We start from the raw sequence: 25,132 nt of genomic DNA on the forward strand, positions 1-25,132 counted from the left end.
ATTGATTGTTTGCCTTAGTGAACAATAGAGCCATGGATGACAAAAAAGTTGAACTGCTCTGGACCCATCTGCACTGGCTGATCGTCCTGGAGCAGCAAGGCAGCTACACGGCGGCGGCGGCCCGCTTGGGCGTCAGCAAGGCGGCCATGAGCCAGCGCATCGCCGAGCTGGAGCGCGCCGCCGGCGTGCCGCTGGTGCGCCGCACCACGCGCAGCGTGCGCCTCACCGAGGCCGGCCAGCGCCTGGTCGACGACATGCGCGCGCCTTTCGAGCGGATCGCGCACAGCTTCGCCAGCGTACGCGACCTGGCCAGCGCGCCGCGCGGCCTGCTGCGGGTGACGGCGCCGGTGGCGTTCGCGCGCCAGCAGCTGGTGCCGCGCCTTGCAGACTTCCTGCGTGCCTACCCGGAAGTGCGCCTGGAGCTGGACATGTCGGATCGCCTGCGCTCGCTCGCGATGGAAGGCTTCGATCTCGCCGTGCGGCACACCGCCGCGCCGCCGGAGACGCACGTGGCGTGGATGCTGGCGCCCACCCGCTCGGTGCTGGTCGCGAGTCGCGCCTACCTGCGCCGCCGCGGCGTGCCGGAACTGCCGCAGGACCTGGCGAAGCACGACTGCCTGCACTACCCGCGGACGCAGGACACGCCCGCCTGGAGCTTCGTGCGCGACGCCGATGGCGAACAGGCGACGGTGCCGGTCAGCGGCCCGTTCGCCGCCAACAACAGCGAGGCGCTGCGCGATGGGGCGGCGACAGGTCTAGGCATCGCGCTGCTGCCGGACTTCAGCGCGCAATCCGGCCTGCAGGCGGGCAGGCTGGTAGAGGTGTTGCCGCAATGGCGGCCGGTGGGCGCTTTCGGCGAGCGCCTGTATGCGATTCGCCCCTATTCCGCCCATGTGCCGCGCGCGGTGGAGGCTTTCGTCTCCCATCTGCGAGAGGCCTTCGCGGCGGGCTTCGCGGCCTGACGCGGCCGCGCTTCGCTAGCGAATCAGCGCCAGCACTTCATCGAAGCGCGGATGCTCGGCCGTTCGCAGCCACTCGAAGCCGACCATCTCCGTGGTGACGAGTTCCGCACCGGCGCCGGCCAGGCGGTCGAAGGCCGCATCGCGATTGCGCTCCGTGCGCGAACTGCAGGCATCGGTCACCACCCAGACTTCGAACTCGTCCTCGAGCAGATCGAGGGCGGTCTGCAGCAGGCACACGTGGGCTTCGCAGCCCGCGATCACGATGGTGTTGCGCTCTTCGGCGGCCGCCGCCTTCTGCAAGTGCTTGGGTAGACTGCGTGCATTGCCCTGGGGGGCCTTGGCAGGCGCGCGCAGCCATTCGCCCAGCCCCTCTTCCGCCGCGCTGAAATGCATCTTGGCCAGCGTGCGCTGGCACAGCGCGCGGATGTCGGCCAGGTTCTCGCCGAGCTTCGAGGGGTTTTCTTCGGTGCCCCAGACCGGCACCTCGAGCAGGCGGGCCATCCGGCCGAGCCGCACCGCGTTCTCGACCACGGCCTCCGCTTCGAAGATCGCCGGCATCAGGCGCGCCTGGTAGTCGACCAGGACCAGTTGGGATTGCGATGCATCGAGCAGCATGAGGCGGAGTCTTTCACGAAAAAGCGAGGGGGCTAGACCGTACCACCGAACTGAGCGGCCCGATCGGGCCGCTCAGTTCGGCCGCAAGCGCAGCAGCTTGCCGTCGGACTCGTCCGTCAGCACATAGAGCAGCCCGTCGGGCCCCTGCTTCACATCGCGGATGCGCGCCCTGCCGTCCTCCAGCAGCTTGTGCTCGGCGACGACCTTGCCGTCCTTGAGCTCGATGCGATCCAGGTAGCCGAACTTGAGCGATCCCACGAAGAGATTCCCCTTCCAGCCCGTGCCGTAGCGATCGCTGGTCAGGAAGGCCATGCCTGAGGGCGCGATCGAAGGCACCCAGTAGTGCAGCGGCTGCTCCAGCCCGTCCTTGCGCGTGATGCCGTCGCCGATCCTGCCGCCGCCGTAGTTCTCGCCATAGGTGATCACCGGCCAGCCGTGGTTGCGGCCGGCCTCGGGGATGTTGATCTCGTCGCCGCCCTGCGGACCGTGCTCGTGCATCCAGAGCTTTCCGTCGGGCGCCAGCGCGGCGCCCTGGCCGTTGCGATGGCCATAGCTCCAGATCTCGGGCAGCGCACCGGCTCGACCGACGAAGGGGTTGTCCGCGGGCACGCTGCCGTCCTTGGCGATGCGCACGAGCTTGCCCAGGTGGTTGTCGAGCTTCTGCGCGTCTTCCTTGCGGCTGAAGCGATCGCCCAGCGTCAGGAACAGGCTGCCGTCCTTGGCCTCGACAATGCGGCAGCCGAAATGGTGGCGGCTGGCGACCTTGGGGCGCTGGCTGAAGATCACCTTCAGGCCTTCGAGACGGCTGCCGTCGGCCGACAGCTGCGCACGCGCCAGGGCCGTACTGTTGGCCGAGCCACCCGCCTCGGGTTCGGAGAAGCAGAAATAGAAGGTCCTGTTCCTGGCGAAGGCCGAGTCCACCAGCACATCCAGCAGCCCGCCCTGGCCGCCGGTGGCGATGGCGGGCAGCCCGGCCACGGGCGCACCCAGCTTGCCGTCAGCACCGACGACGCGAATGCGGCCGGACTTCTCGGTCACCAGGAAGCGGCCGTCGGGAAGAAAGCCCACGCCCCAGGGATTTTCGAGACCCGAAGCGACCACCTCCGGCCGCGGCGCCGCCATCGCGACACCCATTGCGGCGATCGCCAGACCCGAGAGCAACGCAATCCGAAACCGAACCATCTTGAATACTTTCGATGAATTCATGAGAGATCCTTCGAAATGAGTGAAAGCGCACCAGGCGAAAAAGTATCACCCATAACTAAAAACTTTCGCTTTACATCACGGAACAACTTATGGCTGATAACGGAGAGCTTTACATTTCATAAAATCAGCGAATGTAAAAAACGTAGCCAGGACAATGGGTTGCGTGCAGAATCCCGAATCCGCATGAAATTGACATCGCTATTTGTCATCCATATCCTACGTGCCATGCGATTTCTCCTACCCGCCTGCCTCTTGATTGCATTTGCCGCCCATGCCGCACCGCAACAAGACCGTACCGAAGAACTGGATTCCCTGCTTGCCGACAAGGGGCTGATCAATCAGCTTCAGCAGGTTCGCCAAACCGTCGTCGATCGCACCTCCGATCTGGTCGTTACCGCCATCGGTTTTCTGGGCGTCCCCTACCGCCGCGGCGGCAACACGGTGGAAACCGGCTTCGACTGCAGCGGCTTCGTGCGCGCGATGTACAACCAGACGGTCGGCCACCTGCTCCCGCGCCGCGCCGAAGAACAGGCCGCCGCCACCCAGAAAATCGATCGCAGCGAACTCAAGCCCGGCGACCTCGTGTTCTTCAACACCATGCGCCGCGCGTTCAGCCATGTCGGCATCTACGTCGGCGAAGGCAAGTTCATTCACTCTCCCAAGCCCGGCGCGCAGGTCCGCGTCGAGGACATGAGTGGAAGCTACTGGCAGCGCCGCTTCAGCGGTGCCCGTCGCGTGCAGGCGGCGCAGGGCGAGATCAACGCCAATACGGGCGACTGAGTCGGAGAGTTCACCCAAAAAAACCCGCCGTCGGCGGGTTCTTTTTTTTTGGCGGATGCCTTCAGCGTTTGACCGGCGGCAAATCCGTGCAGTGGCCATGCACGGCCTCCGCTGCCAAGCCGATGCTCTCGCCGAGCGTCGGATGCGGGTGGATCGTCTTGCCGATGTCGATCGCGTCAGCGCCCATCTCGATCGCCAGCGCGATCTCGCCGATCATGTCGCCGGCATGCGTGCCGACGATGCCGCCGCCGACGATGCGATGCGATTCGGCGTCGAACAGCAGCTTGGTGAAGCCCTCATCGCGGCCGTTGGCGATCGCGCGACCCGAAGCCGTCCACGGGAACAGGCCCTTCTCGATCTTCACGCCTTCGGCCTTGGCCTGGTCTTCGGTAAGCCCCACCCAGGCGATCTCGGGGTCGGTGTAGGCCACGCTGGGGATCACGCGGGCGTTGAAGGCCGCGCTCGCGAGTTCCTTGTCGCCCTTCTGCTCGCCGGCGATCACCTCGGCCGCCACGTGCGCCTCGTGCACCGCCTTGTGCTCCAGCATCGGCTGGCCGACGATGTCGCCGACGGCGAAGATGTGCGGCACGTTGGTGCGCATCTGGATGTCGACCGGAATGAAGCCGCGGTCGCTGACGTTCACGCCGGCCTTCTCGGCACCGATCTTCTTGCCGTTGGGGCTGCGGCCCACGGCCTGCAGCACCAGGTCGTAGAGCTGCGGCTCCTTGGGTGCCTGCTCGCCTTCGAAGCTGACGCGGATGCCGTCCTTGGTGGCTTCGGCGCCGACCGTCTTGGTCTTCAGCATGATGTTGTCGAAGCGCGGCGCGTTGAGTTTCTGCCAGACCTTGACCAGGTCGCGGTCGGCGCCCTGCATCAGGCCGTCGAGCATCTCGACCACGTCGAGCCGCGCGCCCAGCGTGGAGTAGACCGAGCCCATCTCGAGGCCGATGATGCCGCCGCCCAGGATCAGCATGCGCTTGGGATCGACGCCGAGCTCCAGCGCGCCGGTCGAATCCACCACCCGCGGGTCCTTGGGCATGAAGGGCAGATGCACGGCCTGCGAACCGGCGGCGATGACGCAGTGGCGGAACTTGACCGTCTGTGCCTTGTCGGTGGTGGCCTTGCCGTCGCCCGTGGTTTCCTGCACCTTGACGTGGTACGGATCGACGAACTCGCCGATGCCGCGCACCGTCGTCACCTTGCGCATCTTCGCCATCGCGGAGAGGCCGCCGGTGAGCTTGCCCACCACCTTGTTCTTGCGGCCGAGCAGCTTGGCGCGGTCGACCTTGGGTTCGCCGTAGCTGATGCCGAGGTCGGCGAAATGCTTGACCTCGTCGATCACCGCGGCCACGTGCAGCAAGGCCTTCGAAGGAATGCAGCCGACGTTGAGGCAGACGCCGCCCAGCGTCGCGTAGCGCTCGACCAGCACCACCTTGAGGCCGAGGTCGGCCGCGCGGAAGGCAGCGGAATAGCCGCCGGGGCCGGCGCCCAGCACCAACAGATCGCATTCGAGATCGACCGAGCCGGTGTAGCCCGACGCCACGGCGGGAGCTTGTGCGGGCGCTGGGGCCTGCTTCGGTGCCGCTGCGGCGGGTGCCGGGGCCGGCGCTGCCGGCGCGGGTGCCGGCGCAGCGGCGCCTTCGGCCACATCCAGCGTCAGCACCACCGAGCCTTCGCTCACCTTGTCGCCCACCTTCACGGCCAGCGCCTTGACGACACCGGCATGCGACGACGGGATCTCCATCGAAGCCTTGTCCGACTCCACCGTGATCAGCGACTGCTCGGCCTTCACCGTGTCGCCCACTTTCACTAGCACCTCGATCACCGCGACTTCGTCGAAATCGCCGATGTCCGGCACCTTGATTTGCTGTTCGCTCATTTGGACACCTTCAGTTTGAGTGTGAGAACGTCGATGGGGCCCGCCGAATTGCGATCGAATTCGCAGGCCGCGGCGACGCCGGCTTCCGCGATCTCGCGCGCCGAGCGCGCCTTGTCGTAGGCCGCATGCATGGCGCCGAGCGCAAAGCTGCGTCCCGAGCCGATGCTCCAGAACTGCTTGAACTCGAAGACCTCGCGGTAGCTGTAGATCCCGTAGATGCCGCTCGGGTTGGCGAGCAGCATCGTGAACTGGCTCGATTCGTAGGGATCGTGCTCGTCTTCCTTGGTCTGCAGGAAGAAGGACTCCTTCAACACCGGATGCAGCAGCGTGAAGGTGCGAAAGATCTGGTCCTTGCTGCCGAAGCGCAGCGCATCCGCCGGCTGGGCTGCCAGCGCCTGCTGCAGCACCAGGAAGTGCGCGGCCGCGCCGGCGACGGCGAAGACGCTCTCGCCCTCCGCGTCGGCGACCCGGAAGAGCTTCTGGTTCGCCTCGGCGTTGGACGACAGCCGCGTGTCTCCGAAGGTCACGAGCGCATCGGCCGCCATCACCACTTGACCGCCTTTACGGACGGCCACCACCGTGGTCATAGGAGAACGCGGCGGAAGTCGGCGAGGACCTGGCCCAGGTAAGCGTTGAACCGGGCGGCCGAAGCGCCATCGATGACGCGATGGTCGTACGACAGCGACAGCGGCAGGAGCAGGCGCGGCTGGAAGGCCTTGCCGTCCCACACCGGCTTCGTCGCGCTCTTGGACAGGCCGAGGATCGCGACTTCGGGCGCGTTGATGATGGGCGTGAAGTGCGTGCCGCCGATGCCGCCGAGCGAGCTGATCGAGAAGCAGCCGCCCTGCATGTCGGCCGAGCCGAGCTTGCCGTCGCGCGCCTTCTTGGCGAGCTCGCCCATTTCCTGGCTGATCTGCAGAACGCCCTTCTTGTCGGCATCCTTGAGCACCGGCACCACGAGCCCGTTGGGCGTGTCGGCCGCGAAGCCGATGTGGAAGTACTGCTTGTAGACGAGCTGGTCGCCGTCCAGGCTGGTGTTGAACTCGGGGTACTTCTTCAGCGCCGAAACCACTGCCTTGATCACGAAAGCCAGCATCGTCACCTTGACGCCGGACTTCTCGTTTTCCTTGTTGGTCGAAACGCGGAAAGCTTCGAGCTCGGTGATGTCGGCTTCGTCGTTGTTGGTGACGTGCGGGATCATCACCCAGTTGCGGTGCAGGTTGGCACCGCTGATCTTCTTGATGCGCGACAGGTCCTTGCGCTCGACAGTGCCGAACTTGGTGAAGTCGACCTTGGGCCAGGGCAGCAGGCCGAGCGCTTCACCGCCGCCGCCCGCGGGCGCCTTGGCCGCCGAGGCCTTGGTGCTGGCCGCGCCGCTCATCACCGCGCGGGTGAAGTTCTGGACATCTTCCTGCGTGACGCGGCCCTTGGGCCCGCTGCCCTTGACTTCCTCGAGCGGCACGCCGATTTCGCGTGCGAACTTGCGTACCGAGGGCGATGCATGCGGCAGCTTGCCGCTGGGGGCGACCGTCGGATCGTGCGCGGGCGGCGCGGCAGCCGGGACAGCGGATACCGCCGGAGCGGCTGCCGGCGCAGGCGCCGATGCGCTCGCCGGCGCAGGCGCCGCGGCCGCCTGCGCCGGAGCGGCGGCAGCGCCGCCGCCCGAACCTTCGACCACCGCGATCAGGTCCCCGATGTTGACCGTGTCACCGACCTTGACCTTGAGTTCCTTCAGCACGCCGGCCGCGGACGACGGAATCTCCATCGAGGCCTTGTCCGACTCGACCGTGATCAGCGACTGCTCTTCCTTGATGGTGTCGCCCGGCTTCACCAGCACCTCGATCACCGCGACATCCTTGAAGTCGCCGATGTCCGGCACCTTGACCTCGACCGGGCCTGTGGCCGCGGCAGCGGCCGGAGCAGCCGCAGCCGGCGCTGGTGCAGCTGCTGCCGGCGCCGGTGCCGCGGCCGGCGGCGCGGATGCAGCAGGTGCCGCAGCTGCGCCCTCGCCTTCGAGCACCAGCACGACCGAGCCTTCCTTGACCTTGCTGCCGACCTGGACCTTGAGTTCCTTCACGACGCCGGCCTGGCTCGACGGAATTTCCATCGAGGCCTTGTCCGACTCCACCGTGATGAGCGATTGCTCGGCCTTTACCGAATCGCCCACCTTTACCAGCACTTCGATCACTGCGACTTCATCGAAATCGCCGATGTCCGGCACCTTGACTTCCACTGTTGCCATAAAGTGTCTCCCGCCCTAGAGGCGCAGTTGATTGTTGGTTGTTGTTTACGCGTAGAGCGGGTTGATCTTTTCAGCGTTGATGCCGTACTTCTTGATCGCCTCTGCCACCTTGGCAGCCGGCACCGTGCCCTCGTCGGCCAGCGCCTTGAGCGCCGCCACCACGATGAAGTGGCGGTTGACCTCGAAGTGCTCGCGCAGCTTGTTGCGGAAGTCGCTGCGGCCGAAGCCGTCGGTGCCCAGGACCCGGTAGGTGCGGCCCTTCGGAATGAAGGGGCGGATCTGTTCGGCGTAGGCCTTCATGTAGTCGGTCGACGCCACGACCGGACCGGTGCTCGCCGAAAGCTGCTCGGCAACGAAGGACAGGCGCGGCTCGTCGGTCGGGTGCAGCAGGTTCCAGCGATCGGCTTCCTGGCCGTCGCGCGTGAGCTCGTTGAAGCTCGGGCAGCTCCACACGGAGGCGCTCACGCCCCAGTCCTTCTCGAGCAGTTCCTGCGCGGCGATGCTCTCGCGCAGGATCGTGCCGCTGCCCAGCAGTTGCACCGTCGGCGCATCCTTGCCCTTCGCGGCCTTGACCACCGGGGCCTGCTTGCAGAGGTACATGCCCTTGATGATCTGCTCCTCGGTGCCGGGTTGCAGGCCGGGCATCGGGTAGTTCTCGTTCAAGAGCGTCAAGTAGTAGTAGACGTTGTCCTGCTTCTCCACCATGCGCTTCAGGCCGTGGTGCAGGATCACGCCGACCTCGTGCGCGAAGGTCGGGTCGTAGCTCACGCAGTTCGGGATGGTGTTCGCGAGGATGTGGCTGTGGCCGTCTTCGTGCTGCAAGCCTTCGCCGTTGAGCGTGGTGCGCCCCGAGGTGCCGCCCAGCAGGAAGCCGCGCGCCTGCATGTCGCCCGCCGCCCAGGCCAGGTCGCCGATGCGCTGGAAGCCGAACATCGAGTAGTACACGTAGAACGGCACCATGATGCGGTTGTTGGTGCTGTACGAAGTGGCCGCGGCGATCCAGCTCGACATGCCGCCGGCCTCGTTGATGCCTTCCTGCAGGATCTGGCCGCTCTTGTCTTCCTTGTAGTACATGACCTGGTCCTTGTCGACCGGGGTGTACTGCTGGCCATCGGGGTTGTAGATGCCGATCTGGCGGAACAACCCTTCCATGCCGAAGGTGCGCGCTTCGTCAACCAGGATCGGCACCACGCGCGGACCCAGCGCCTTGTCGCGCAGCAGTTGCGTGAGGAAGCGCACGTAGGCTTGCGTGGTCGAGATCTCACGGCCCTCGGCTGTGGGCTCCATCACGGCCTTGAAGGTGTCGAGCGCCGGCACGGTGAAGCTCTCGTCGGCCTTGGTGCGGCGATGCGGCAGGTAGCCGCCGAGGGCCTTGCGGCGCTCGTGCAGGTACTTCATCTCGGGCGTGTCGTCGGCCGGCTTGTAGAACGGCAGCTCGGGGATCTGGCTGTCGGGGATCGGGATGTTGAAGCGGTCGCGGAAGGCCCTGATGTCCTCGTCGCCGAGCTTCTTGGTCTGGTGGACCGTGTTCTTGCCCTCGCCGATCTTGCCCATGCCGAAGCCCTTGACGGTCTTGACCAGCAGCACCGTGGGTTGGCCCGTGTGCTTGACGGCCGCATCGAAGGCCGCGTACACCTTCTGCGAATCGTGGCCGCCGCGGCGCAGGTTCCAGATGTCGTCGTCGCTCATCTTGGCGACCATCTCGAGCGTGCGCGGATCCTTGCCGAAGAAGTGCTTGCGCACGTAGGCGCCGTCATTGGCCTTGAACGACTGATAGTCGCCGTCGTTCGTCTCCATCATGATCTTGCGCAGCGCACCGTCCTTGTCGCGTGCCAAGAGCGGATCCCAGCTGCTGCCCCAGATCAGCTTGATCACGTTCCAGCCCGAGCCGCGGAATTCGCCTTCGAGTTCCTGGATGATCTTGCCGTTGCCGCGCACCGGGCCGTCCAGACGCTGCAGGTTGCAGTTGATGACGAAGATCAGGTTGTCGAGCTTCTCGCGCGCGGCCAGGCCGATGGCGCCCAGCGATTCGACCTCGTCCATTTCACCGTCGCCGCAGAACACCCAGACCTTGCGGTTCTCGGTGTTGGCGATGCCGCGGGCATGCAGGTACTTGAGGAAGCGCGCCTGGTAGATCGCCATCAGCGGGCCCAGGCCCATCGAGACGGTGGGGAACTGCCAGAACTCGGGCATCAGCTTCGGGTGCGGATAGCTCGACAGGCCCTTGCCGTCGACTTCCTGGCGGAAGTTGAGCAGTTGCTCCTCGGTCAGGCGGCCTTCGAGGTAGGCGCGTGCATAGATGCCGGGCGAAACGTGTCCCTGGATGTAGAGGCAGTCGCCGCCGTGGTTTTCGCTCTCGGCGTGCCAGAAGTGGTTGAAGCCGGCGCCGAACATGTTGGCCAGCGAGGCGAAGGAGCCGATGTGCCCCCCCAGATCGCCGCCTTCGGCGGGATGGTGGCGGTTGGCCTTCACGACCATCGCCATCGCGTTCCAGCGCATGTAGGCGCGCAGCCGCTCTTCGATCTCAAGATTGCCGGGGCAGCGTTCTTCCTGGTCGGTCTCGATCGTATTCACGTAGGCGGTGTTGGCCGAGAACGGTTTGTCGATGCTGTTCTGGCGTGCATGTTCGAGCAGTTGCTCGAGAAGGAAGTGCGCACGCTCGGGGCCTTCGCTTTCGATGACGGCCGACAGGGCGTCCATCCATTCGCGGGTTTCCTGTGCGTCCGGGTCGTTCGCGGCCGAGCCGTACAGGCTCTCGGGATTTGCCGACATGCTTGTCTCCTTTTGAGGGGGGTTGTGGCTGTAATTTAGTGCCGTATCCGGCAGCGCGCGGGAGTTTCGCACAGAAATATCCAAATTTCAAATAGTGCGTGACGATTTCTTATTATGAAATACATGAATGCTGTCAGAGGTAAAGGTGGCCTCGTTCGAAGTCATGTCACTGCACACAACCACGGCCCGCAGCGGGCCCTTCCCCTAAACTCGCGCGATGCCCTTTTCCTCTCCGATCGCGGTCGCGCGCAGCGCTGTCAACGCGTCGCCGCTGTCCTGGTGGCGGCGCTGGTGGCGCCGGCAGACGCCGGTGCTGCAGGATGCGGTCGCGATGCTGGCGCCGCTGGCGGCGGTGCTGCTTTTTCTTGCAGCCATCGTCGCGGCCTTCTGGTATCTGCGCGCAGAAGAGGTGGAGCGCGAGCAGGAGTCGGTCAAGCGCGATGTGGAGTACGCGCAGCAACGCGTGCGCCTGCGGCTTCTGGAGCGGCAGGAGCAGCTGATGCGCCTGGCGCGCGATGCCTCCAACCGCGAGATCGACGCCACCGAATTCGCGAGCCGCTCGGAGTCGCTCGTGAGCCAGTTTCCCGAGCTTCAGGCGATCAGCTGGATCGACGACCGGCGCCGCTTCAAGGCGGGCTACGCCGCGCCCAGCGTCCATCCGGCACAACAGCATGCCGTGGGCGACGTGCTGCGGCCGGGCGACATCGAGAGCAATTACGCGCTGGCGCGCGAGCTGCGCCAGCCTGTGTTCTCGCAACCGGTGGCCGGCGGCGACCCGCCGTCGATGCTTCAGCTGCACATCCCCTTCTTCGACCAGGGCCTGTTCGCGGGCATGGTGCTGGGCGAGTTTTCGATCGATGGCCTGCTGCGCTACGGCATGCCCTCCGAGGTGTCGGCGCGCTACGCGGTGTCGCTGCTGGATGCCAAGGGCGGCCTGATCGCCGGCAACACGGTTGCCAGCCCGCGCGAGGCCGAGACCCGCCTCCTGCCTTGGTCCGAACAGACCAACGAATACGAAGTCCCGGTCTCGCCGGTGGGCAACGCACTGGTGCTGCGCGCGCAGGCCTACCGCACCTCGCAGGGCGTGGTCGGCAACGGCCTCTTCTGGCTGGTGGGCGCGCTCAGCGTGCTCACGAGCTGGATGCTGATCGGCACCTGGCGCCACACGCGGCGCCGGCTTCAGGCCCAGCAGGCGCTGGTGGCGGAAACCAACTTCCGGCGCGCGATGGAGAACTCCATGCTCACCGGCATGCGCGTGCTCGATCTCGAGGGCCGCATCACCTACGTCAACGCGGCCTTCTGCCAGATGACAGGCTGGGACGAGAGCGAGCTCGTGGGCCAGACGCCGCCCTTCCCCTACTGGCTGGAATCCGATCGCGAGATCATGAACGAGCGGCTCGAGGAAGAGTTGCATGGCCGTGCGCTCCCGGGCGGCTTCCAGGTGCGCGTCAAGCGCAACAACGGCAGCGTGTTCAACGCCCGCCTCTACGTCTCGCCGCTGATCGATGCGCGCGGCCATCAGACCGGCTGGATGACCTCGATGACCGACATCACCGAGCCCACCCGCATCCGCGAGCAGCTCTCGGCCTCCTACGAGCGCTTCACCACGGTGCTCGAGGCGCTGGACGCCTCGGTGTCGGTGGCGCCGCTCGGCAGCGAGGAACTGCTGTTCGCCAACAAGTTGTACCGGCTCTGGTTCGGCTCCGACACCGTGGGGCACCTGGGCATGGTGGCGCAGGCCGGCGTACCGGCCTCGCACGCGCACGACGACGCACTCGACGACGTCGATCCTTTCGCCGGCCTGCCGATCGACCAGCTGACCGCCGCGCAGCCTGCCAACAACGAGATCTTCGTGCCCGAGCTCGGCAAGTGGCTCGAGGTGCGTTCGCGCTACCTGACCTGGGTCGACGGCCGGCTCGCGCAACTGGTGATCGCCACCGACATCACGCCGCGGCGCGATGCCGAAGACCTGTCGGCCGCGCAGGCCGACCGCGCGCAGGCCGCCAGCCGGCTGATCACCATGGGCGAGATGGCGTCCAGCGTCGCGCACGAGCTCAACCAGCCGCTGACCGCGATCACCAACTACTGCAACGGCATGATGTCGCGCATCCGCGGACAGCAGATCGATTCCGAGGCCCTGCTCGCGGCGCTCGACAAGACCTCCAAGCAGGCGCAGCGCGCGGGCCAGATCATCCAGCGCATCCGCTCCTTCGTGAAACGCAGCGAGCCGAACCGCACGCCGGCCGAGGTCTCGACCATGGTGAGCGAAGCGGTCGAACTCGCCGGCATCGAGCTCCGCCGCCGCAACGTGCGCCTCAACCACTACGTGGCCGCGCGCCTTCCGGTGGTGCGGGTCGATCCGATCCTGATCGAGCAGGTGATGGTCAACCTGATGAAGAACGCGGCCGAGTCGATCGACCTGGCCGACCGGCCGCTCGCGCGTCGCAGCGTCGAGCTGCGCGTGCTGCCCAAGGTCATCGACGGCCAGAACGCGGTCGAGTTCTCGGTGCAGGACACCGGCATGGGCCTCGCGCCGGAAGTGATGGATCGGCTCTACGAAGCCTTCTTCTCGACCAAGCCCGAAGGCATGGGCATCGGGCTCAACCTCTGCCGCACCATCGTCGAGTCGCACCGCGGCCGGATGAAGGCAGAGAACATCTACAATGGCCCGGATGTCGTCGGATGCCGTTTCTCCTTCTGGATTCCGGTGTTGGACGCTATTGATTCCGTAGCAAGCAACGAGGCGAAGGTACCTGCATGAGTTTGATTCCCAAGAAGGGCACGGTCTATGTCGTCGATGACGACGAGGCAGTCCGCGATTCGTTGCAATGGCTGCTCGAAGGCAAGGACTACCGGGTTCGCTGCTTCGATTCGGCCGAATCCTTCTTGTCCCGCTACGACCCGCGCGAGGTCGCCTGCCTGATCGTCGACATCCGCATGGGCGGCATGTCGGGCATCGAACTTCAAGACCGCCTGATCGAGCGCCGCTCGCCGCTGCCGATCGTCGTCATCACCGGCCACGGCGACGTGCCGATGGCAGTCGACAGCATGAAGAAAGGCGCCATGGATTTCATCCAGAAGCCCTTCAACGACGATGCGCTCGTAGCGCTGGTCGAACGCATGCTCGAACACGCGCGTGGCGCCTTCGCGCAGCACCAGCAATCGGCCAGCCGCGACGCACTGCTTTCCAAGCTCACCGGCCGCGAGGCGCAGGTGCTCGAGCGCATCGTCGCCGGCCGGCTCAACAAGCAGATCGCCGACGATCTCGGCATCAGCATCAAGACGGTGGAAGCGCACCGCGCCAACATCATGGAAAAGCTCAACGCCAACACGGTGGCCGACCTGCTCAAGATCGCCTTGGGACAGGCGGCGCCCGGCAAGGCAGCCTAGCGGCTATCGTCCCGATAGCGATACCGATCTTCGACGCCTGCGCAAGCGGGCGTTTTTACTTGGAAAATCCAAAACCGATGACAGCTCAACTGATCGACGGCAACGCCCTCTCCCGAACGCTGCGCGCCGAAGTGGCGACGCGGGCCGCGGCGCTCAAGGCCCGCGGCGTCGCGCCCGGGCTGGCCGTGGTCCTGGTCGGGGAGAACCCCGCCAGCCAGGTCTACGTGCGCAACAAGGTCAAGGCCTGCGAAGACAACGGATTGCATTCGGTGCTCGAGAAGTACCCGGCCGAGCTGAGCGAGGCCGAGCTGCTGGCGAGGGTCGAGGCGCTCAACAAGGATCCGGCGATCCACGGCATCCTGGTGCAGCTGCCGCTGCCCGCGCACATCGACGCGCAGAAGGTCATCGAGGCCATCGCCCCCGCCAAGGACGTCGACGGCTTCCACGTCGCAAGCGCCGGTGCGCTCATGACGGGCATGCCCGGCTTCTGGCCTTGCACGCCCTACGGCTGCATGAAGATGTTCGAGTCCATCGGCTATGAACTGCGCGGCAAGCACGCCGTCGTCATCGGCCGCAGCAACATCGTCGGCAAGCCCATGGCGCTGATGCTGCTCGCGAAGAACGCGACCGTCACCATCTGCCACAGCGCGACGCAGGACCTCGGCGCCATCACGCGCCAAGCCGACGTGGTGGTCGCGGCCGTCGGCAAGCGCAATGTGCTCACGGCCAACATGGTCAAGCCCGGCGCCGTGGTGATCGATGTCGGGATGAACCGCAACGACGAAGGCAAGCTCTGCGGCGACGTGGATTTCGCCGGCGTGCGCGAGGTGGCCGGCTGGATCACGCCGGTGCCCGGCGGCGTCGGCCCGATGACCATCACGATGCTGCTCGTCAACACGATCGAGGCGGCCGAACGCGCCGCCGAGGCCACTTGAACTCGAGCCCCCTGCCCGCCATCTGAACAAGACCATGACCAATCCGCTCCTCGACTTCAACGACCTCCCGCTGTTCGACCGGATCAGGCCCGAGCATGTCGCGCCCGCCGTCGATGTGCTGCTCGCCGACGCCGAGGCCGCATTGCAGGCAGCGACCACGCCCGAATTCCCGGCCGACTGGACCGCGATCGCCAAGGTGCTCGACGTCGCCTCGGAGCGTTTCAGCCGCGCCTGGGGCGCCGTGGGCCATCTCAACGCGGTCGCCGACACGCCGGAGCTGCGCGCCGCCTACAACGAAGCGATGCCCCGCGTCACCGCCTTCTGGACCCGCCTCGGCTCCGACGAGCGGCTCTATGCCAAATACAAGGCGATCGATCCGGCGACCCTGAATCCCGAGCAGCGCCAGGCGCACCTCTACGCCGTGCGCAACTTCGTGCTCGGCGGCGCCGAATTGCAGGGCGAGGCGAAGAAGCGCTTTGCGGAAATCCAGGAACGCCAGGCCGAGCTGAGCCAGAAGTTCAGCGAGAACGCGCTCGACGCGACCGATGCGTTCGCGTACTACACCCAACTCGGCGAACTCGAGGGCCTGCCGGAAGACGTGGTCAGCGCGGCGCGCGCGGCGGCCGAAGCCGAGGGCAAGGAAGGCTACAAGCTCACGCTGAAGATGCCCTCCTACCTGCCGGTCATGCAGTTCGCCAGGAGCAGCGCCCTGCGCGAGAAGCTCTATCGCGCCTACGTCACGCGCGCCAGCGAATTCGGCGACCCCGCCTTCGACAACACCGAACTGATCCGCGAGATCCTCGCGCTGCGCCAGGAGGAAGCGAAGCTCCTGGGCTATCCCAACTTCGGCGAGCTTTCCATCGTGCCCAAGATGGCGGAATCGGCCGGACAGGTCATCAAGTTCCTGCGCGATCTCGCGGCCAAGGCCAAACCCTACGGCGAGCGCGACCTGGCCGACCTGCGCGTGTTCGCGGCGCAGCAACTCGGCATCGTCGACCCGCAACCCTGGGACTGGAGCTACATCGGCGAGAAGCTCAAGGAAGCGCGCTACGCCTTCAGCGAGCAGGAGGTCAAGCAGTACTTCACCGCGCCGAAGGTCATGGCCGGCCTGTTCAAGATCGTCGAGACGCTATTCGAGGTGTCGATCCATCGCGACAGTGCGCCCGTGTGGCATCCGAGCGTCCAGGTCTACCGCATCGAACGCGCGGGGCAGAAGGTCGGCCAGTTCTATCTCGATCCGGCGGCCCGTGCCGCCAAGCGCGGCGGCGCCTGGATGGATGATGTGCGCGCCCGCTGGCTCAGGCCCGACACCGGCGCGCTGCAGACGCCGGTCGCGCAACTGGTCTGCAACTTCGCCGAGGGCGTCGACGGCAAGCCGCCGCTGCTTACGCACGACGACGTGACGACGCTGTTCCACGAGTTCGGCCACGGGCTGCACCACATGCTCACGCAGGTCAACGAGCGCGACGTCTCGGGCATCAGCGGGGTCGAGTGGGACGCCGTCGAGCTGCCGAGCCAGTTCATGGAGAACTTCTGCTGGGAGTGGGATGTTCTGGCGCACATGACCTCGCACGTCGACACCGGCGAACCGCTGCCGCGCGCGCTGTTCGACAAGATGACCGCGGCCAAGAACTTCCAGAGCGGCCTGCAGACGCTGCGCCAGATCGAGTTCTCGCTGTTCGACATGCTGCTGCACACTGAATACGACGCCGCCGGCGCCCAGCCGGGCGACGTGATGGCGCTGCTCGGCAAGGTGCGCGACGAGGTCGCGGTGATGCCTTCGCCACCCTTCAGCCGCACGCCCAACACCTTCAGCCACATCTTCTCGGGCGGCTACGCGGCCGGCTACTACAGCTACAAGTGGGCCGAGGTGCTGAGCGCCGACGCCTACGCGGCCTTCGAGGAAACCGCCGGCGCCAATGGAGAGCCGAGCATCGAGACCGGCCGCAAATACCGCCAGGCCATCCTCGAGGCCGGCGGCAGCCGCAGCGCGATGGAGTCCTTCAAGGCCTTCCGGGGCCGCGAGCCGCAGCTCGATGCGCTGCTGCGACACCAGGGAATGACCGAGGCGCAGCCGGCCTGAGATGGCGCGGCGCCCGCGCGGCCTGAGATACTCCGCTCCATCGGATCACGAAAGTCATCGATGAAGCTCAACGCACATCTCTCAGGCCTCGCCCTGCTGCTCGCCGCCGGCGCCGCCCTGGCGCAGCCGGTCTACCGCCATGTCGACAAGAACGGCAAGGTCACCTTCTCGGACCAGCCGCCTGCCGCCAATGCGCAACCCGCGACGCCGCGCGGCGGCAGCGCGGCGGGTGCCAGCGCCGGCCTGCCCTACGAGCTGCGGCAGGTTGCGCAGCGATACCCGGTCACGCTCTACACCAGCGACGAGTGCGGGCCCTGCGGCGCGGGCCGCTCGCTGCTGGTGACACGCGGAATCCCCTTCGACGAACGGACCATCAAGAGCAACGAGGACGTGGAGGCGCTGCAGCGCTTGAGCGGCCAGGCCTCGCTGCCGCTGCTGTCCATCGGCACGCAGCAGCTCAAGGGTTTTTCGGATGCCGAGTGGTCGCAGTATCTCGACGCGGCCGGCTATCCCAAGAGCGCCCAGTTGCCGGCGAGCTACCGCAATCCGCCGGCGCAGCCCCTTGTGGCTGCCCAGCCAGCGCCTGCGGCGCAGCCCCAGCGTGCTGCGCCTGCGCCATCTACCCCGCCGCCGCCTGCTGCGACCGGCCCGACACCGAGCAATCCGGCCGGCATCAAGTTCTGAATCAATAGCCCCCACGCTCCGTCGCTTCGCGTACTCGTTGCCCCCCCGAGGGGGCCGCAGGCCGCCTTGGGGCGGCCCGGCGCCGGCCTGACCCTCGCTCAGTCGAAGCGAAGCGTCTGCACGCCGGACGGCGTGCCCAGCAGACACACGTTGGCCCGTTGGTGGGCGAAAACCCCCACGGTGACCACGCCGGGCCATTGATTCACTTCGCTCTCGAAGCCCAGGGGGTCGGTGATCCGGAGGCCCGTCACGTCGATGATGTGCTGGCCGTTGTCGGTGACCAGCGCCACGCCGTCCTTCTCGCGCACCTGGGCCATGCCGCCGAGCCGCGCGAACTGCCGTATCACGCGCTGCGCCGCCATCGGGATCACCTCGACCGGCAGCGGGAATGCGCCGAGGGTGTTCACGCGCTTGGAAGAATCTGCAATGCAGACGAAGCGCCTGGACTGGGCGGCGACGATCTTTTCGCGCGTGAGCGCGGCGCCACCGCCCTTGATCATGTAGCCGCGGCCGTCGATCTCGTCGGCGCCGTCGATGTACACAGCCAGTTCCTCGACCTCGTTGCTGTCGAACACCGGGATGCCCAGCGCATGCAGGCGTTCGGTCGACGCCACCGAGCTGGACACCGCGCCGCGGATGTCGCCCTTGATCGTCGCCAGCGCGTCGATGAACTTGTTCACCGTCGAGCCGGTGCCGACGCCGACGATCTCTCCCTTCACCACGTGGGCGAGCGCGGCGCGGCCGACCTGCGCCTTGAGTTCGTCCTGGGTCAGGGCCGATGCGGGAGCGGGGGAAGTCATCGGAGAGAATCCTTGGGGCTACGAAGTCCAGAATTATCCGATGTCCCTGCTGCTCCCCTCCTCTCTTTACGGTCTTGCCCGACCTTTCCTCTTCGGCTTCGATCCCGAGCACGCCCATGAGCTGACGCTCGACGCGCTGGCGCGCACGCAGAACACGCCGCTGGCCTGCGTCTATGCGGCGCCCCGCATCGAGGACCGGCGCACGCTGGCCGGCCTCTCGTTCCCGAACCGGGTCGGGCTCGCTGCCGGACTCGACAAGAACGCCCGCTGCATCGATGCCTTTGCCGCCATGGGCTTCGGCTTCGTCGAAGTCGGCACGGTCACGCCGAAGGCGCAGCCGGGCAATCCGAAGCCGCGCTTGTTCCGCCTGCCGCAGCGTGACGCGCTGATCAACCGGCTCGGCTTCAACAACGAAGGGCTCGAGGCCTTCCTGGCCAACGTGCAGCGCGCGCGCTTTCGCCGCAACGGCTCCAAGCGGCCGATGCTGCTGGGGCTCAACATCGGCAAGAACGCCGCGACGCCGATCGAGCGTGCAGTCGACGACTACCTTGTCTGCCTCGACGGCGTCTACCCGCATGCCGACTACGTGACGATCAACATCTCCAGCCCCAACACCGCCAATCTGCGTTCGCTCCAGAGCGACGAGGCGCTCGATGCGCTGCTCGGGGCGGTGGCGGACAAGCGCGCTGCGCTCGCCGCACGGCATGGCAAGCGGGTTCCGCTGTTCGTGAAGATCGCACCGGATCTCGACGAGGCCCAGGTTCGGGTGATCGCGGCCACGCTGCGCCGCCACGGCATGGACGGCGTGGTCGCCACCAACACCACGCTGGCGCGTGACGCGGTGGCGGGCCTGCCGCATGCGAACGAAGCCGGCGGCCTCTCGGGTGCGCCGGTCAGGGAAGCGAGCAATCGCGTGATCCGCCAGCTGCGATCGGCACTGGGCAGTGATTTTCCGATCATCGGCGTCGGCGGCATCCTGAGCGCCGCCGATGCCGAGGCCAAGATCGCCGCCGGCGCCGATCTCGTGCAGATCTACACCGGGCTGATCTACCGGGGCCCGGCGCTGGTGCGCCAGGCAGCTCAGGCACTGCGCAAGCGCAGCGCCTGAGCGTCTTCCCGGATCAGCGCATCCGCCACAGCACCGGCACGACGATGGCCGCCCAGCGCAGCAGGCGGCGCGGACCGAGCACCGCCACGGCCGCCGCGGTCACGACGCCGGTCGCCACCGGATGCTCGCGCGCGATCCGCAGCGCTGCGGCGCCGGGGGACTCGTCGTCAGGCGGCACGTCGGCCTTCTTCGACGACGCGCCCTGCAGCGTCGCGATGCGCTCGCGCTGGCGCGCGATGCGCTCGAGCAGTTCTTCGCGGCTCTGGGGCCTGGGTTCACGCGGTGGCGCTTCGGCCTCGTCGCCGAGACCGAAGCGGTCTTGAACCCATTCCCAATCGCGCTCGAACTCGTGGCGTGCGGGGCCGAAGGCTTCCGAGGTCTTGCGCAAGGTGCTCATCAACGCCACGGCCGCAACCAGCCAGAGCGCGATCCATATCGCCGCCACTGCCCAGGCGGCCGCAACGCGGTTCGGCGTCTCCCAGAAATGCACGACCACCGCCACCGACAGCAAGGCGACGGCGACCGTCGTGAGCCCGATCACCGCGATCACCAGGACCAGCATCAGCTGCAGGCGCTGCTTTTCTTCTTCCCATGCCAGCTGCAGCAGCTGGACACGGTCTTCGGCTGCCAGGGCGCCTTCGCTGGCTGCGATGCGCAGCCGGCGAAGGCGCGAGTCCAGCCCGAACAGGGACAACAGCCTCATGCGAGGCCCCCGAGGACCTCGCGCCGGCCGAATCGGCGAGGCTCAGCGGCGACCAAGCAGCAAACCCACCAGCACACCCACCGCCAAGGCGGCACCGGCGATTTGCCACGGCTCGTCATGGGCGTAGGCATTGGCGGTGTTGGCCGCTTCACGCGCCTTCTTGGCGGCGAGCTTGCTCTTCTCGGCCGCGAGCTCGCGTGCGATCGCCAGTTTGCTGTCGATGCGCTGGCGCAGGGCCTTGATGTGCGGCAAGGTGTCGAGATCCTTGCTGGCGAGCACACCGCGAACGTCGCTGGCGATGTCTTCGGCCACGGCGTTGGCAGCCGCTTCGAGATTTGAGGATGCAGTCATTGAAATCTTCCCTCAGTGGATTGCACCGGCACCGCGCCGGCGGCTTCACGCCGGCAAGCGGCGTGGCGTTCCATGGTACATGGCCGCGCGGGTCTACGGCAGCAATGCGGCCACATGCCGGCCGATCGCGAGGCTGCTGGTGAGCCCCGGCGACTCGATGCCGAACAGATTGACCAGCCCCGGAACGCCGTGCGTGGCCGGGCCCTCGATCAGAAAATCGCGCGCCGCCTCGCCCGGGCCGGACACCTTCGGCCGGATGCCGGCGTACCCGGGGATGAGCGCGCCGTCCGGCAACGCCGGCCAGTACTTGCGCACCTCGGCATAGAAGCCGTCGCCGCGCTTCGGATCGACCACCAGGTCGTCGGGTGAATCGACCCACTGAACGTCGGGGCCGAACTTGGCCTGGCCGCCCAGATCGAGCGTCAAGTGCACGCCCAGGCCTGCCGCTTCGGGCACCGGGTAGATCAAACGACTGAAAGGCGCGCGGCCCGCCAGCGTGAAGTAGCTGCCCTTGGCGAAATGGGCCGACGGCACTGCGCTCGCAGGCAAACCGTCGAAGCGCCGTGCGAGTGCGGGCGCGGCGAGACCGGCCGCGTTCACGACGCTGTTGCAACGCAGGGCGGTGCCGTCCTGGGCCATCAAGACGACGACGCCGTGCGCGCACTCTGCGCGCACGACCGCTGACTTGAGGGCGAGGACGCCGCCCGCATGCTCGAGATCGCCCTGCAGGCTCAGCATCAGCGCATGGCTGTCGACGATGCCGGTGCTCGGCGAATGCAGAGCGGCCAGGCATTCGAGCTGCGGCTCCATCGCGCGCGCCTGCTCCCGCGTGAGCAGCACGAGATCGTCGACGTCATTGGCCCGCGCCTTGGCGGCGATCGCGTCCAATTGCGCGACCTGCGTCGGCGCCGTGGCCACGATCAGCTTGCCGCAGCGCCGGTGCGGCAGGCCGCGCTCGGCCGCGTAGCCGTAGAGCAACTGCTTGCCTTCGACGCACAGACGCGCCTTGAGCGAACCCTCGGGGTAGTAGATGCCCGCGTGGATCACCTCGCTGTTGCGGGAGCTGGTGCCGGTGCCGATGGCGCCTTCGGCCTCGAGCACGACCACCTCGCGGCCTTTGAGCGCAAGCGCTCGGGCAACGGCCAGGCCCACGACACCGGCGCCGATGACAGCGCAATCGAATTCATCCATCCGGCGAGCTTAGCGGGCCCGCGCCCGCCAGGTTCACTCCGGCTGGGCGGGGAACGGGTTTTCGGGATCCGAAGGACCGCCCGGCGGGGTGGCGGGACCTTCGTCCGGCTCGACCGGAAGCTCCGGCACGTCAGGCGGATCGGAGGTGATGGGCGTTGGAAGATCGGGACTCGTGGCCATGGTCGCTTCTCCTTTCCCTAGCGTTCTACGCGCTTTGCGGCGCGCGACAAGCAGCGCACTGCCGCAGTTGGCGTCGGCACCAGCCGACACAACAAACAGCAGGATAAGGAAAAAGGAAATTGGTGGGCGGTGGAGGCTTCGAACCTCCGACCCCAGCAGTGTGAATGCTGTGCTCTACCCCTGAGCTAACCGCCCCTCGACGCCATCGGCGTCGAATCAAATGATGTCCGACGCTCGGTGCGCCAGATGGATTTTCGTGCCGTGTGGCGCGAAGCCCGCAATTATGCCACAGCGTTTCCGTCGATTTGCCGGAAAAGCGTTTGGCCTTTGCTGGATTTGTCGAGCTGCAGCAGCAGTTCTTCGTGGGCGGCGAGTTCGTGCTCGGTCGCCACCAGCACGGGCAGTTCGATGCTGCGCAGATCGATCATCACCACTGTGCCCGTGGTCGGCTCGTTCGATGCGACGTCGATCAGGAGCGCATCCTGGCCGCGCGTCAGGTTGATGTAGACGTCGGCCAGCAACTGCGCATCCAGCTTGGCGCCGTGGAAGGTGCGGTTCGAGCGGTCGACGCCGAAGCGGTCGCACAGCGCGTCCAGCGAATTGCGCTTGCCGGGGTAGACCGCCTTCGCCATCGCCAGCGTATCGGTGACTTCGCCGACGAAACTGCGCAGCGGCGGCAGGCCGGCAAGCTCGAATTCCTTGTTGAGGAAGCCGACGTCGAAGGCCGCGTTGTGGATGATCAGCTCGGCATCGCGCAAGTACTCGACGATGTCGTTCGCGAGCGTGACGAACTTCGGCTTGTCGCGCAGGAAATCGGTCGTCAGTCCGTGGACCTTGAGCGCGTCTTCGTGGCTCTCGCGCTCCGGATTGAAATAGATGTGCAGGTCGTTGCCGGTGAGCTTGCGATTGAACAGCTCGACGCAGCCGAGCTCGATGACGCGGTCGCCGTTCTCTGCCGAAAGTCCTGTGGTTTCGGTGTCCAGGACGATCTGGCGCGTCATCAGTGGTTTTCCTTGGCGTGGTTGATCGAATATTTCGGAATCTCGACCGTCAGATCGGTCTGCCCCAGTATCGCTTGACAGCTCAGCCGTGACTGCGGCTCGAGTCCCCAGGCGCGGTCGAGCAGGTCTTCCTCGCCCTCTTCCGCCTCGTTCAACGATTCGAGCCCCTTGCGCACCACGACGTGGCAGGTGGTGCAGGCGCAGCTCATCTCGCAGGCGTGTTCGATATGGATGTGGTTCTCGAGCAGCGCCTCGCAGATCGAGGTGCCGGCCGGCGCGCTGATCTCGGCGCCCTGCGGGCAATACTCGGAATGAGGAAGGATCTTGATCGTGGGCATTGAGGGTTCTAGAGAGATTCGATCTGGCGGCCCGAGAGCGCACGCGCGATGCCCGCATTCATTCGCTCGGCGGCAAAGGCTTCGGTGCCATCCGCCAATGCCTTGGTCGCGGCTTCGACGACCGCTGCGTCGTTGGCTGTTCGCGCCTCGCGCAGCGCGGCCATCAGCGCCTCGATCGCCCCGCGCTCCTCGGCGCTCAGGAGCTCGCCGTCGGCATCCAGCGCGCTCTGCGTGGCCAGCAGCATGCGATCGGCGTCCACGCGCGCCTCGACCAGCGCACGCGCCTGCATATCCTGCTCCGCGGTCGAGAAGCTTTCCTGCAGCATGGCCGCGATCTGGTCGTCGGAAAGGCCGTAGGACGGCTTCACCGTAACGCTCGCTTCCACGCCGCTGCCTTGCTCCTTCGCGCTCACGCTGAGCAGCCCATCGGCATCGACTGTGAAGGTGACGCGGATGCGCGCGGCGCCCGCAGCCATCGGCGGAATCCCGCGCAGCTCGAAACGCGCGAGGCTGCGGCAATCGGCGACCAGGTCGCGCTCGCCCTGCACCACGTGCAGTGCCAATGCGGTCTGGCCGTCCTGGTAGGTCGTGAAGTCCTGCGCCATGGCCGTCGGGATGGTCTGGTTGCGTGGCACGATGCGCTCGACCAGTCCGCCCATGGTCTCAATGCCGAGCGAGAGTGGAATCACGTCGAGCAGCAGCAGGTCGTCGGCGCCGCCGTTGCCGGCGAGCTGGTTGGCCTGGATCGCGGCGCCGAGCGCGACGACCTCGTCGGGGTTCAGGTTGATCAGCGGCTCGCGGCCGAAGAATGCGGCGACGGCATGCCGAATCTGCGGCATGCGCGTGGCACCGCCGACCAGCACGATGCCCTGCAGCTCGCCCGGCTGGAGCCGGGCATCGCGCAGCGCCTTGCGCACGGCCGCGATGGTGCGTGCGGTGAGGCTGGCGGTGGCGGCCTCGAACTGCTCGCGCCGGATTTCGACGCGCAGCGGGGTGTCTGCCACGTCCGCCGCGAAAGTGGCGGATTCGGCAGCCGTCAGCGCCTCCTTGGCGGCCCGCGCGGCCACCAGCAGCATGGCCTTGTCGGTGTCGCTTTGCGCCTCGAGACCGGCTTGCGCCAGCACGAGATCGGCGAGCGCATGGTCGTAGTCGTCGCCGCCGAGCGCCGAGTCGCCGCCGGTGGCGATGACTTCGAACACGCCCTGCGTGAGCCTCAGGATCGAGATGTCGAAGGTGCCGCCGCCGAGGTCGTAGACCGCGTAGACGCCCTCGCTCGCGTTGTCCAGGCCGTAGGCGATCGCGGCCGCCGTCGGTTCGCTGATCAGGCGCAGCACGTTGAGCCCGGCAAGCTGGGCCGCATCCTTGGTGGCTTGGCGCTGGCCTTCGTCGAAGTACGCGGGCACGGTGATCACGGCGCCGTAGAGCTCGTCGTCGAAGGTGTCCTCGGCCCGATAGCGCAAGGTCGCGAGGATTTCGGCGCTCACCTCGACCGGCGACTTCTCGCCGGCCGCGGTCTGCACCTTGGCCATACCCGCATCGCCGCTCAGGCGGTAGGCCATGGCATCGCGGTTGACGATGTCCTGCACGCCGCGCCCCATCAGGCGCTTGACCGAGGTGATGACGTTGGCCGGGTCGACGGCACGCGCGGCCAGCGCATCGAAGCCGATCTGGCGGCGATCCTTGTCGAGGTAGCGCACGGCCGACGGCAGCACCACGCGGCCTTCGGCGTCGGGCAGGCATTCGGCCACGCCGCTGCGCACCGCCGCCACCAGCGAATGCGTGGTGCCGAGGTCGATGCCGACCGCGATGCGGCGCTGGTGCGGATCCGGCGCCTGGCCGGGTTCTGAAATCTGGAGCAATGGCATCAGGCCTCCCGCCGGGCCGCCCCAAGGGGGGCCTGCGCCCCCTCGGG

At 66.8% G+C, this 25,132-nt stretch carries 22 protein-coding genes and 1 tRNA gene; 8 read left to right on the forward strand and 15 right to left on the reverse strand.

Going from position 1 to position 25,132, the window contains the following annotated elements; genetic code table 11:
* Positions 1-32: 32 nt before the first annotated feature.
* The gene (locus ACSQ89_RS17770; protein WP_436292723.1) at positions 33-962 is read left to right on the forward strand and encodes a LysR family transcriptional regulator; all 930 of its coding nucleotides are present in this window, start codon (positions 33-35) and stop codon (positions 960-962) included.
* Between the two features lie 15 nt (positions 963-977).
* On the opposite strand, the gene ACSQ89_RS17775 is transcribed toward ACSQ89_RS17770, so the two are convergent.
* The gene (locus tag ACSQ89_RS17775; RefSeq protein ID WP_093108134.1) at positions 978-1,577 is read right to left on the reverse strand and encodes an isochorismatase family protein; all 600 of its coding nucleotides are present in this window, start codon (positions 1,575-1,577) and stop codon (positions 978-980) included.
* A 72-nt stretch (positions 1,578-1,649) separates the two neighbouring features.
* Positions 1,650-2,711 carry a PQQ-dependent sugar dehydrogenase gene (locus ACSQ89_RS17780; protein ID WP_436292846.1) on the reverse strand — a complete coding sequence of 354 codons (1,062 nt, stop codon included), beginning with the start codon at positions 2,709-2,711 and terminating at the stop codon, positions 1,650-1,652.
* A 255-nt stretch (positions 2,712-2,966) separates the two neighbouring features.
* Here ACSQ89_RS17780 and ACSQ89_RS17785 point away from each other — a divergent pair, with 255 nt between their 5' ends.
* A complete protein-coding gene (locus ACSQ89_RS17785) occupies positions 2,967-3,563 on the forward strand; it encodes a C40 family peptidase (RefSeq protein ID WP_436292722.1) in 597 nt (198 codons plus the stop codon).
* Between the two features lie 61 nt (positions 3,564-3,624).
* On the opposite strand, the gene lpdA is transcribed toward ACSQ89_RS17785, so the two are convergent.
* Genes lpdA through aceE form a run of 4 tightly spaced genes read right to left on the reverse strand, consistent with a single transcriptional unit; the run spans position 3,625 to position 10,456 of the window.
* A complete protein-coding gene (gene lpdA / locus ACSQ89_RS17790) occupies positions 3,625-5,442 on the reverse strand; it encodes a dihydrolipoyl dehydrogenase (protein WP_436292721.1) in 1,818 nt (605 codons plus the stop codon).
* The gene (locus ACSQ89_RS17795) at positions 5,439-6,029 is read right to left on the reverse strand and encodes an MFS transporter (RefSeq protein WP_436292720.1); all 591 of its coding nucleotides are present in this window, start codon (positions 6,027-6,029) and stop codon (positions 5,439-5,441) included. The genes lpdA and ACSQ89_RS17795 overlap by 4 nt, the downstream gene beginning before the upstream one ends.
* Positions 6,026-7,684 carry a dihydrolipoyllysine-residue acetyltransferase gene (gene aceF / locus ACSQ89_RS17800; protein WP_436296306.1) on the reverse strand — a complete coding sequence of 553 codons (1,659 nt, stop codon included), beginning with the start codon at positions 7,682-7,684 and terminating at the stop codon, positions 6,026-6,028. The genes ACSQ89_RS17795 and aceF overlap by 4 nt, the downstream gene beginning before the upstream one ends.
* A 45-nt stretch (positions 7,685-7,729) precedes the next feature.
* Positions 7,730-10,456 (reverse strand): pyruvate dehydrogenase (acetyl-transferring), homodimeric type, encoded by a 2,727-nt coding sequence (gene aceE, locus ACSQ89_RS17805; protein ID WP_436292718.1) that lies wholly within the window; start codon positions 10,454-10,456, stop codon positions 7,730-7,732.
* A 217-nt stretch (positions 10,457-10,673) separates the two neighbouring features.
* Between aceE and ACSQ89_RS17810 the strand changes: the two genes are divergently transcribed.
* The 5 genes from ACSQ89_RS17810 to ACSQ89_RS17830 all read left to right on the forward strand — a co-directional run bounded on the left by ACSQ89_RS17810 (position 10,674) and on the right by ACSQ89_RS17830 (position 17,548).
* Positions 10,674-13,217 carry a PAS domain S-box protein gene (locus ACSQ89_RS17810; protein WP_436292717.1) on the forward strand — a complete coding sequence of 848 codons (2,544 nt, stop codon included), beginning with the start codon at positions 10,674-10,676 and terminating at the stop codon, positions 13,215-13,217.
* The gene (locus ACSQ89_RS17815; protein WP_093108148.1) at positions 13,214-13,846 is read left to right on the forward strand and encodes a response regulator transcription factor; all 633 of its coding nucleotides are present in this window, start codon (positions 13,214-13,216) and stop codon (positions 13,844-13,846) included. Before ACSQ89_RS17810 ends, ACSQ89_RS17815 begins: the two co-directional genes overlap by 4 nt.
* 77 nt (positions 13,847-13,923) lie before the next feature.
* On the forward strand, positions 13,924-14,781 hold the full coding sequence (gene folD / locus ACSQ89_RS17820) for a bifunctional methylenetetrahydrofolate dehydrogenase/methenyltetrahydrofolate cyclohydrolase FolD (RefSeq protein ID WP_436292716.1): 858 nt from the start codon (positions 13,924-13,926) through the stop codon (positions 14,779-14,781).
* 34 nt (positions 14,782-14,815) lie between these two features.
* Positions 14,816-16,864 (forward strand): M3 family metallopeptidase, encoded by a 2,049-nt coding sequence (locus tag ACSQ89_RS17825; protein WP_436292715.1) that lies wholly within the window; start codon positions 14,816-14,818, stop codon positions 16,862-16,864.
* Between the two features lie 60 nt (positions 16,865-16,924).
* The gene (locus ACSQ89_RS17830; protein ID WP_093108154.1) at positions 16,925-17,548 is read left to right on the forward strand and encodes a DUF4124 domain-containing protein; all 624 of its coding nucleotides are present in this window, start codon (positions 16,925-16,927) and stop codon (positions 17,546-17,548) included.
* 98 nt (positions 17,549-17,646) lie between these two features.
* Here the strand turns inward: ACSQ89_RS17830 and rpiA are convergent, their stop codons facing one another.
* A complete protein-coding gene (gene rpiA, locus ACSQ89_RS17835) occupies positions 17,647-18,348 on the reverse strand; it encodes a ribose-5-phosphate isomerase RpiA (protein ID WP_093108156.1) in 702 nt (233 codons plus the stop codon).
* A 40-nt stretch (positions 18,349-18,388) separates the two neighbouring features.
* Here rpiA and ACSQ89_RS17840 point away from each other — a divergent pair, with 40 nt between their 5' ends.
* On the forward strand, positions 18,389-19,456 hold the full coding sequence (locus ACSQ89_RS17840) for a quinone-dependent dihydroorotate dehydrogenase (protein ID WP_436296307.1): 1,068 nt from the start codon (positions 18,389-18,391) through the stop codon (positions 19,454-19,456).
* 13 nt (positions 19,457-19,469) lie between these two features.
* On the opposite strand, the gene ACSQ89_RS17845 is transcribed toward ACSQ89_RS17840, so the two are convergent.
* The 8 genes from ACSQ89_RS17845 to hscA form a co-directional block, all read right to left on the reverse strand.
* Entirely contained in the window at positions 19,470-20,159 is a 690-nt protein-coding gene (locus tag ACSQ89_RS17845) for a phage holin family protein (RefSeq protein ID WP_436296308.1), read from the reverse strand.
* A 42-nt stretch (positions 20,160-20,201) separates the two neighbouring features.
* On the reverse strand, positions 20,202-20,510 hold the full coding sequence (locus tag ACSQ89_RS17850) for a glycine zipper domain-containing protein (protein ID WP_126837873.1): 309 nt from the start codon (positions 20,508-20,510) through the stop codon (positions 20,202-20,204).
* Positions 20,511-20,603: 93 nt separating this feature from the next.
* Complete coding sequence (locus ACSQ89_RS17855) at positions 20,604-21,701, reverse strand: NAD(P)/FAD-dependent oxidoreductase (RefSeq protein ID WP_436292711.1); 1,098 nt, start codon at positions 21,699-21,701, stop codon at positions 20,604-20,606.
* A gap of 33 nt (positions 21,702-21,734) precedes the next feature.
* Complete coding sequence (locus ACSQ89_RS17860) at positions 21,735-21,881, reverse strand: stereocilin (protein WP_093108166.1); 147 nt, start codon at positions 21,879-21,881, stop codon at positions 21,735-21,737.
* 120 nt (positions 21,882-22,001) lie between these two features.
* Positions 22,002-22,076, reverse strand: a tRNA-Val gene (locus ACSQ89_RS17865).
* A gap of 86 nt (positions 22,077-22,162) precedes the next feature.
* Positions 22,163-22,882: a DNA polymerase III subunit epsilon gene (dnaQ, locus tag ACSQ89_RS17870; RefSeq protein ID WP_436292710.1), complete on the reverse strand. Its 720-nt coding sequence runs from the start codon at positions 22,880-22,882 to the stop codon at positions 22,163-22,165.
* The gene (gene fdx, locus ACSQ89_RS17875) at positions 22,882-23,220 is read right to left on the reverse strand and encodes an ISC system 2Fe-2S type ferredoxin (RefSeq protein WP_093108170.1); all 339 of its coding nucleotides are present in this window, start codon (positions 23,218-23,220) and stop codon (positions 22,882-22,884) included. The genes dnaQ and fdx overlap by 1 nt, the downstream gene beginning before the upstream one ends.
* Positions 23,221-23,228: 8 nt before the next feature.
* Complete coding sequence (hscA, locus tag ACSQ89_RS17880) at positions 23,229-25,085, reverse strand: Fe-S protein assembly chaperone HscA (RefSeq protein WP_436296309.1); 1,857 nt, start codon at positions 25,083-25,085, stop codon at positions 23,229-23,231.
* Between the last annotated feature and the right edge of the window lie 47 nt (positions 25,086-25,132).

Origin of the sequence: Variovorax sp. LjRoot175, assembly GCF_964253805.1 — a bacterium.
Classification (GTDB): Bacteria; Pseudomonadota; Gammaproteobacteria; order Burkholderiales; family Burkholderiaceae_C; genus Variovorax.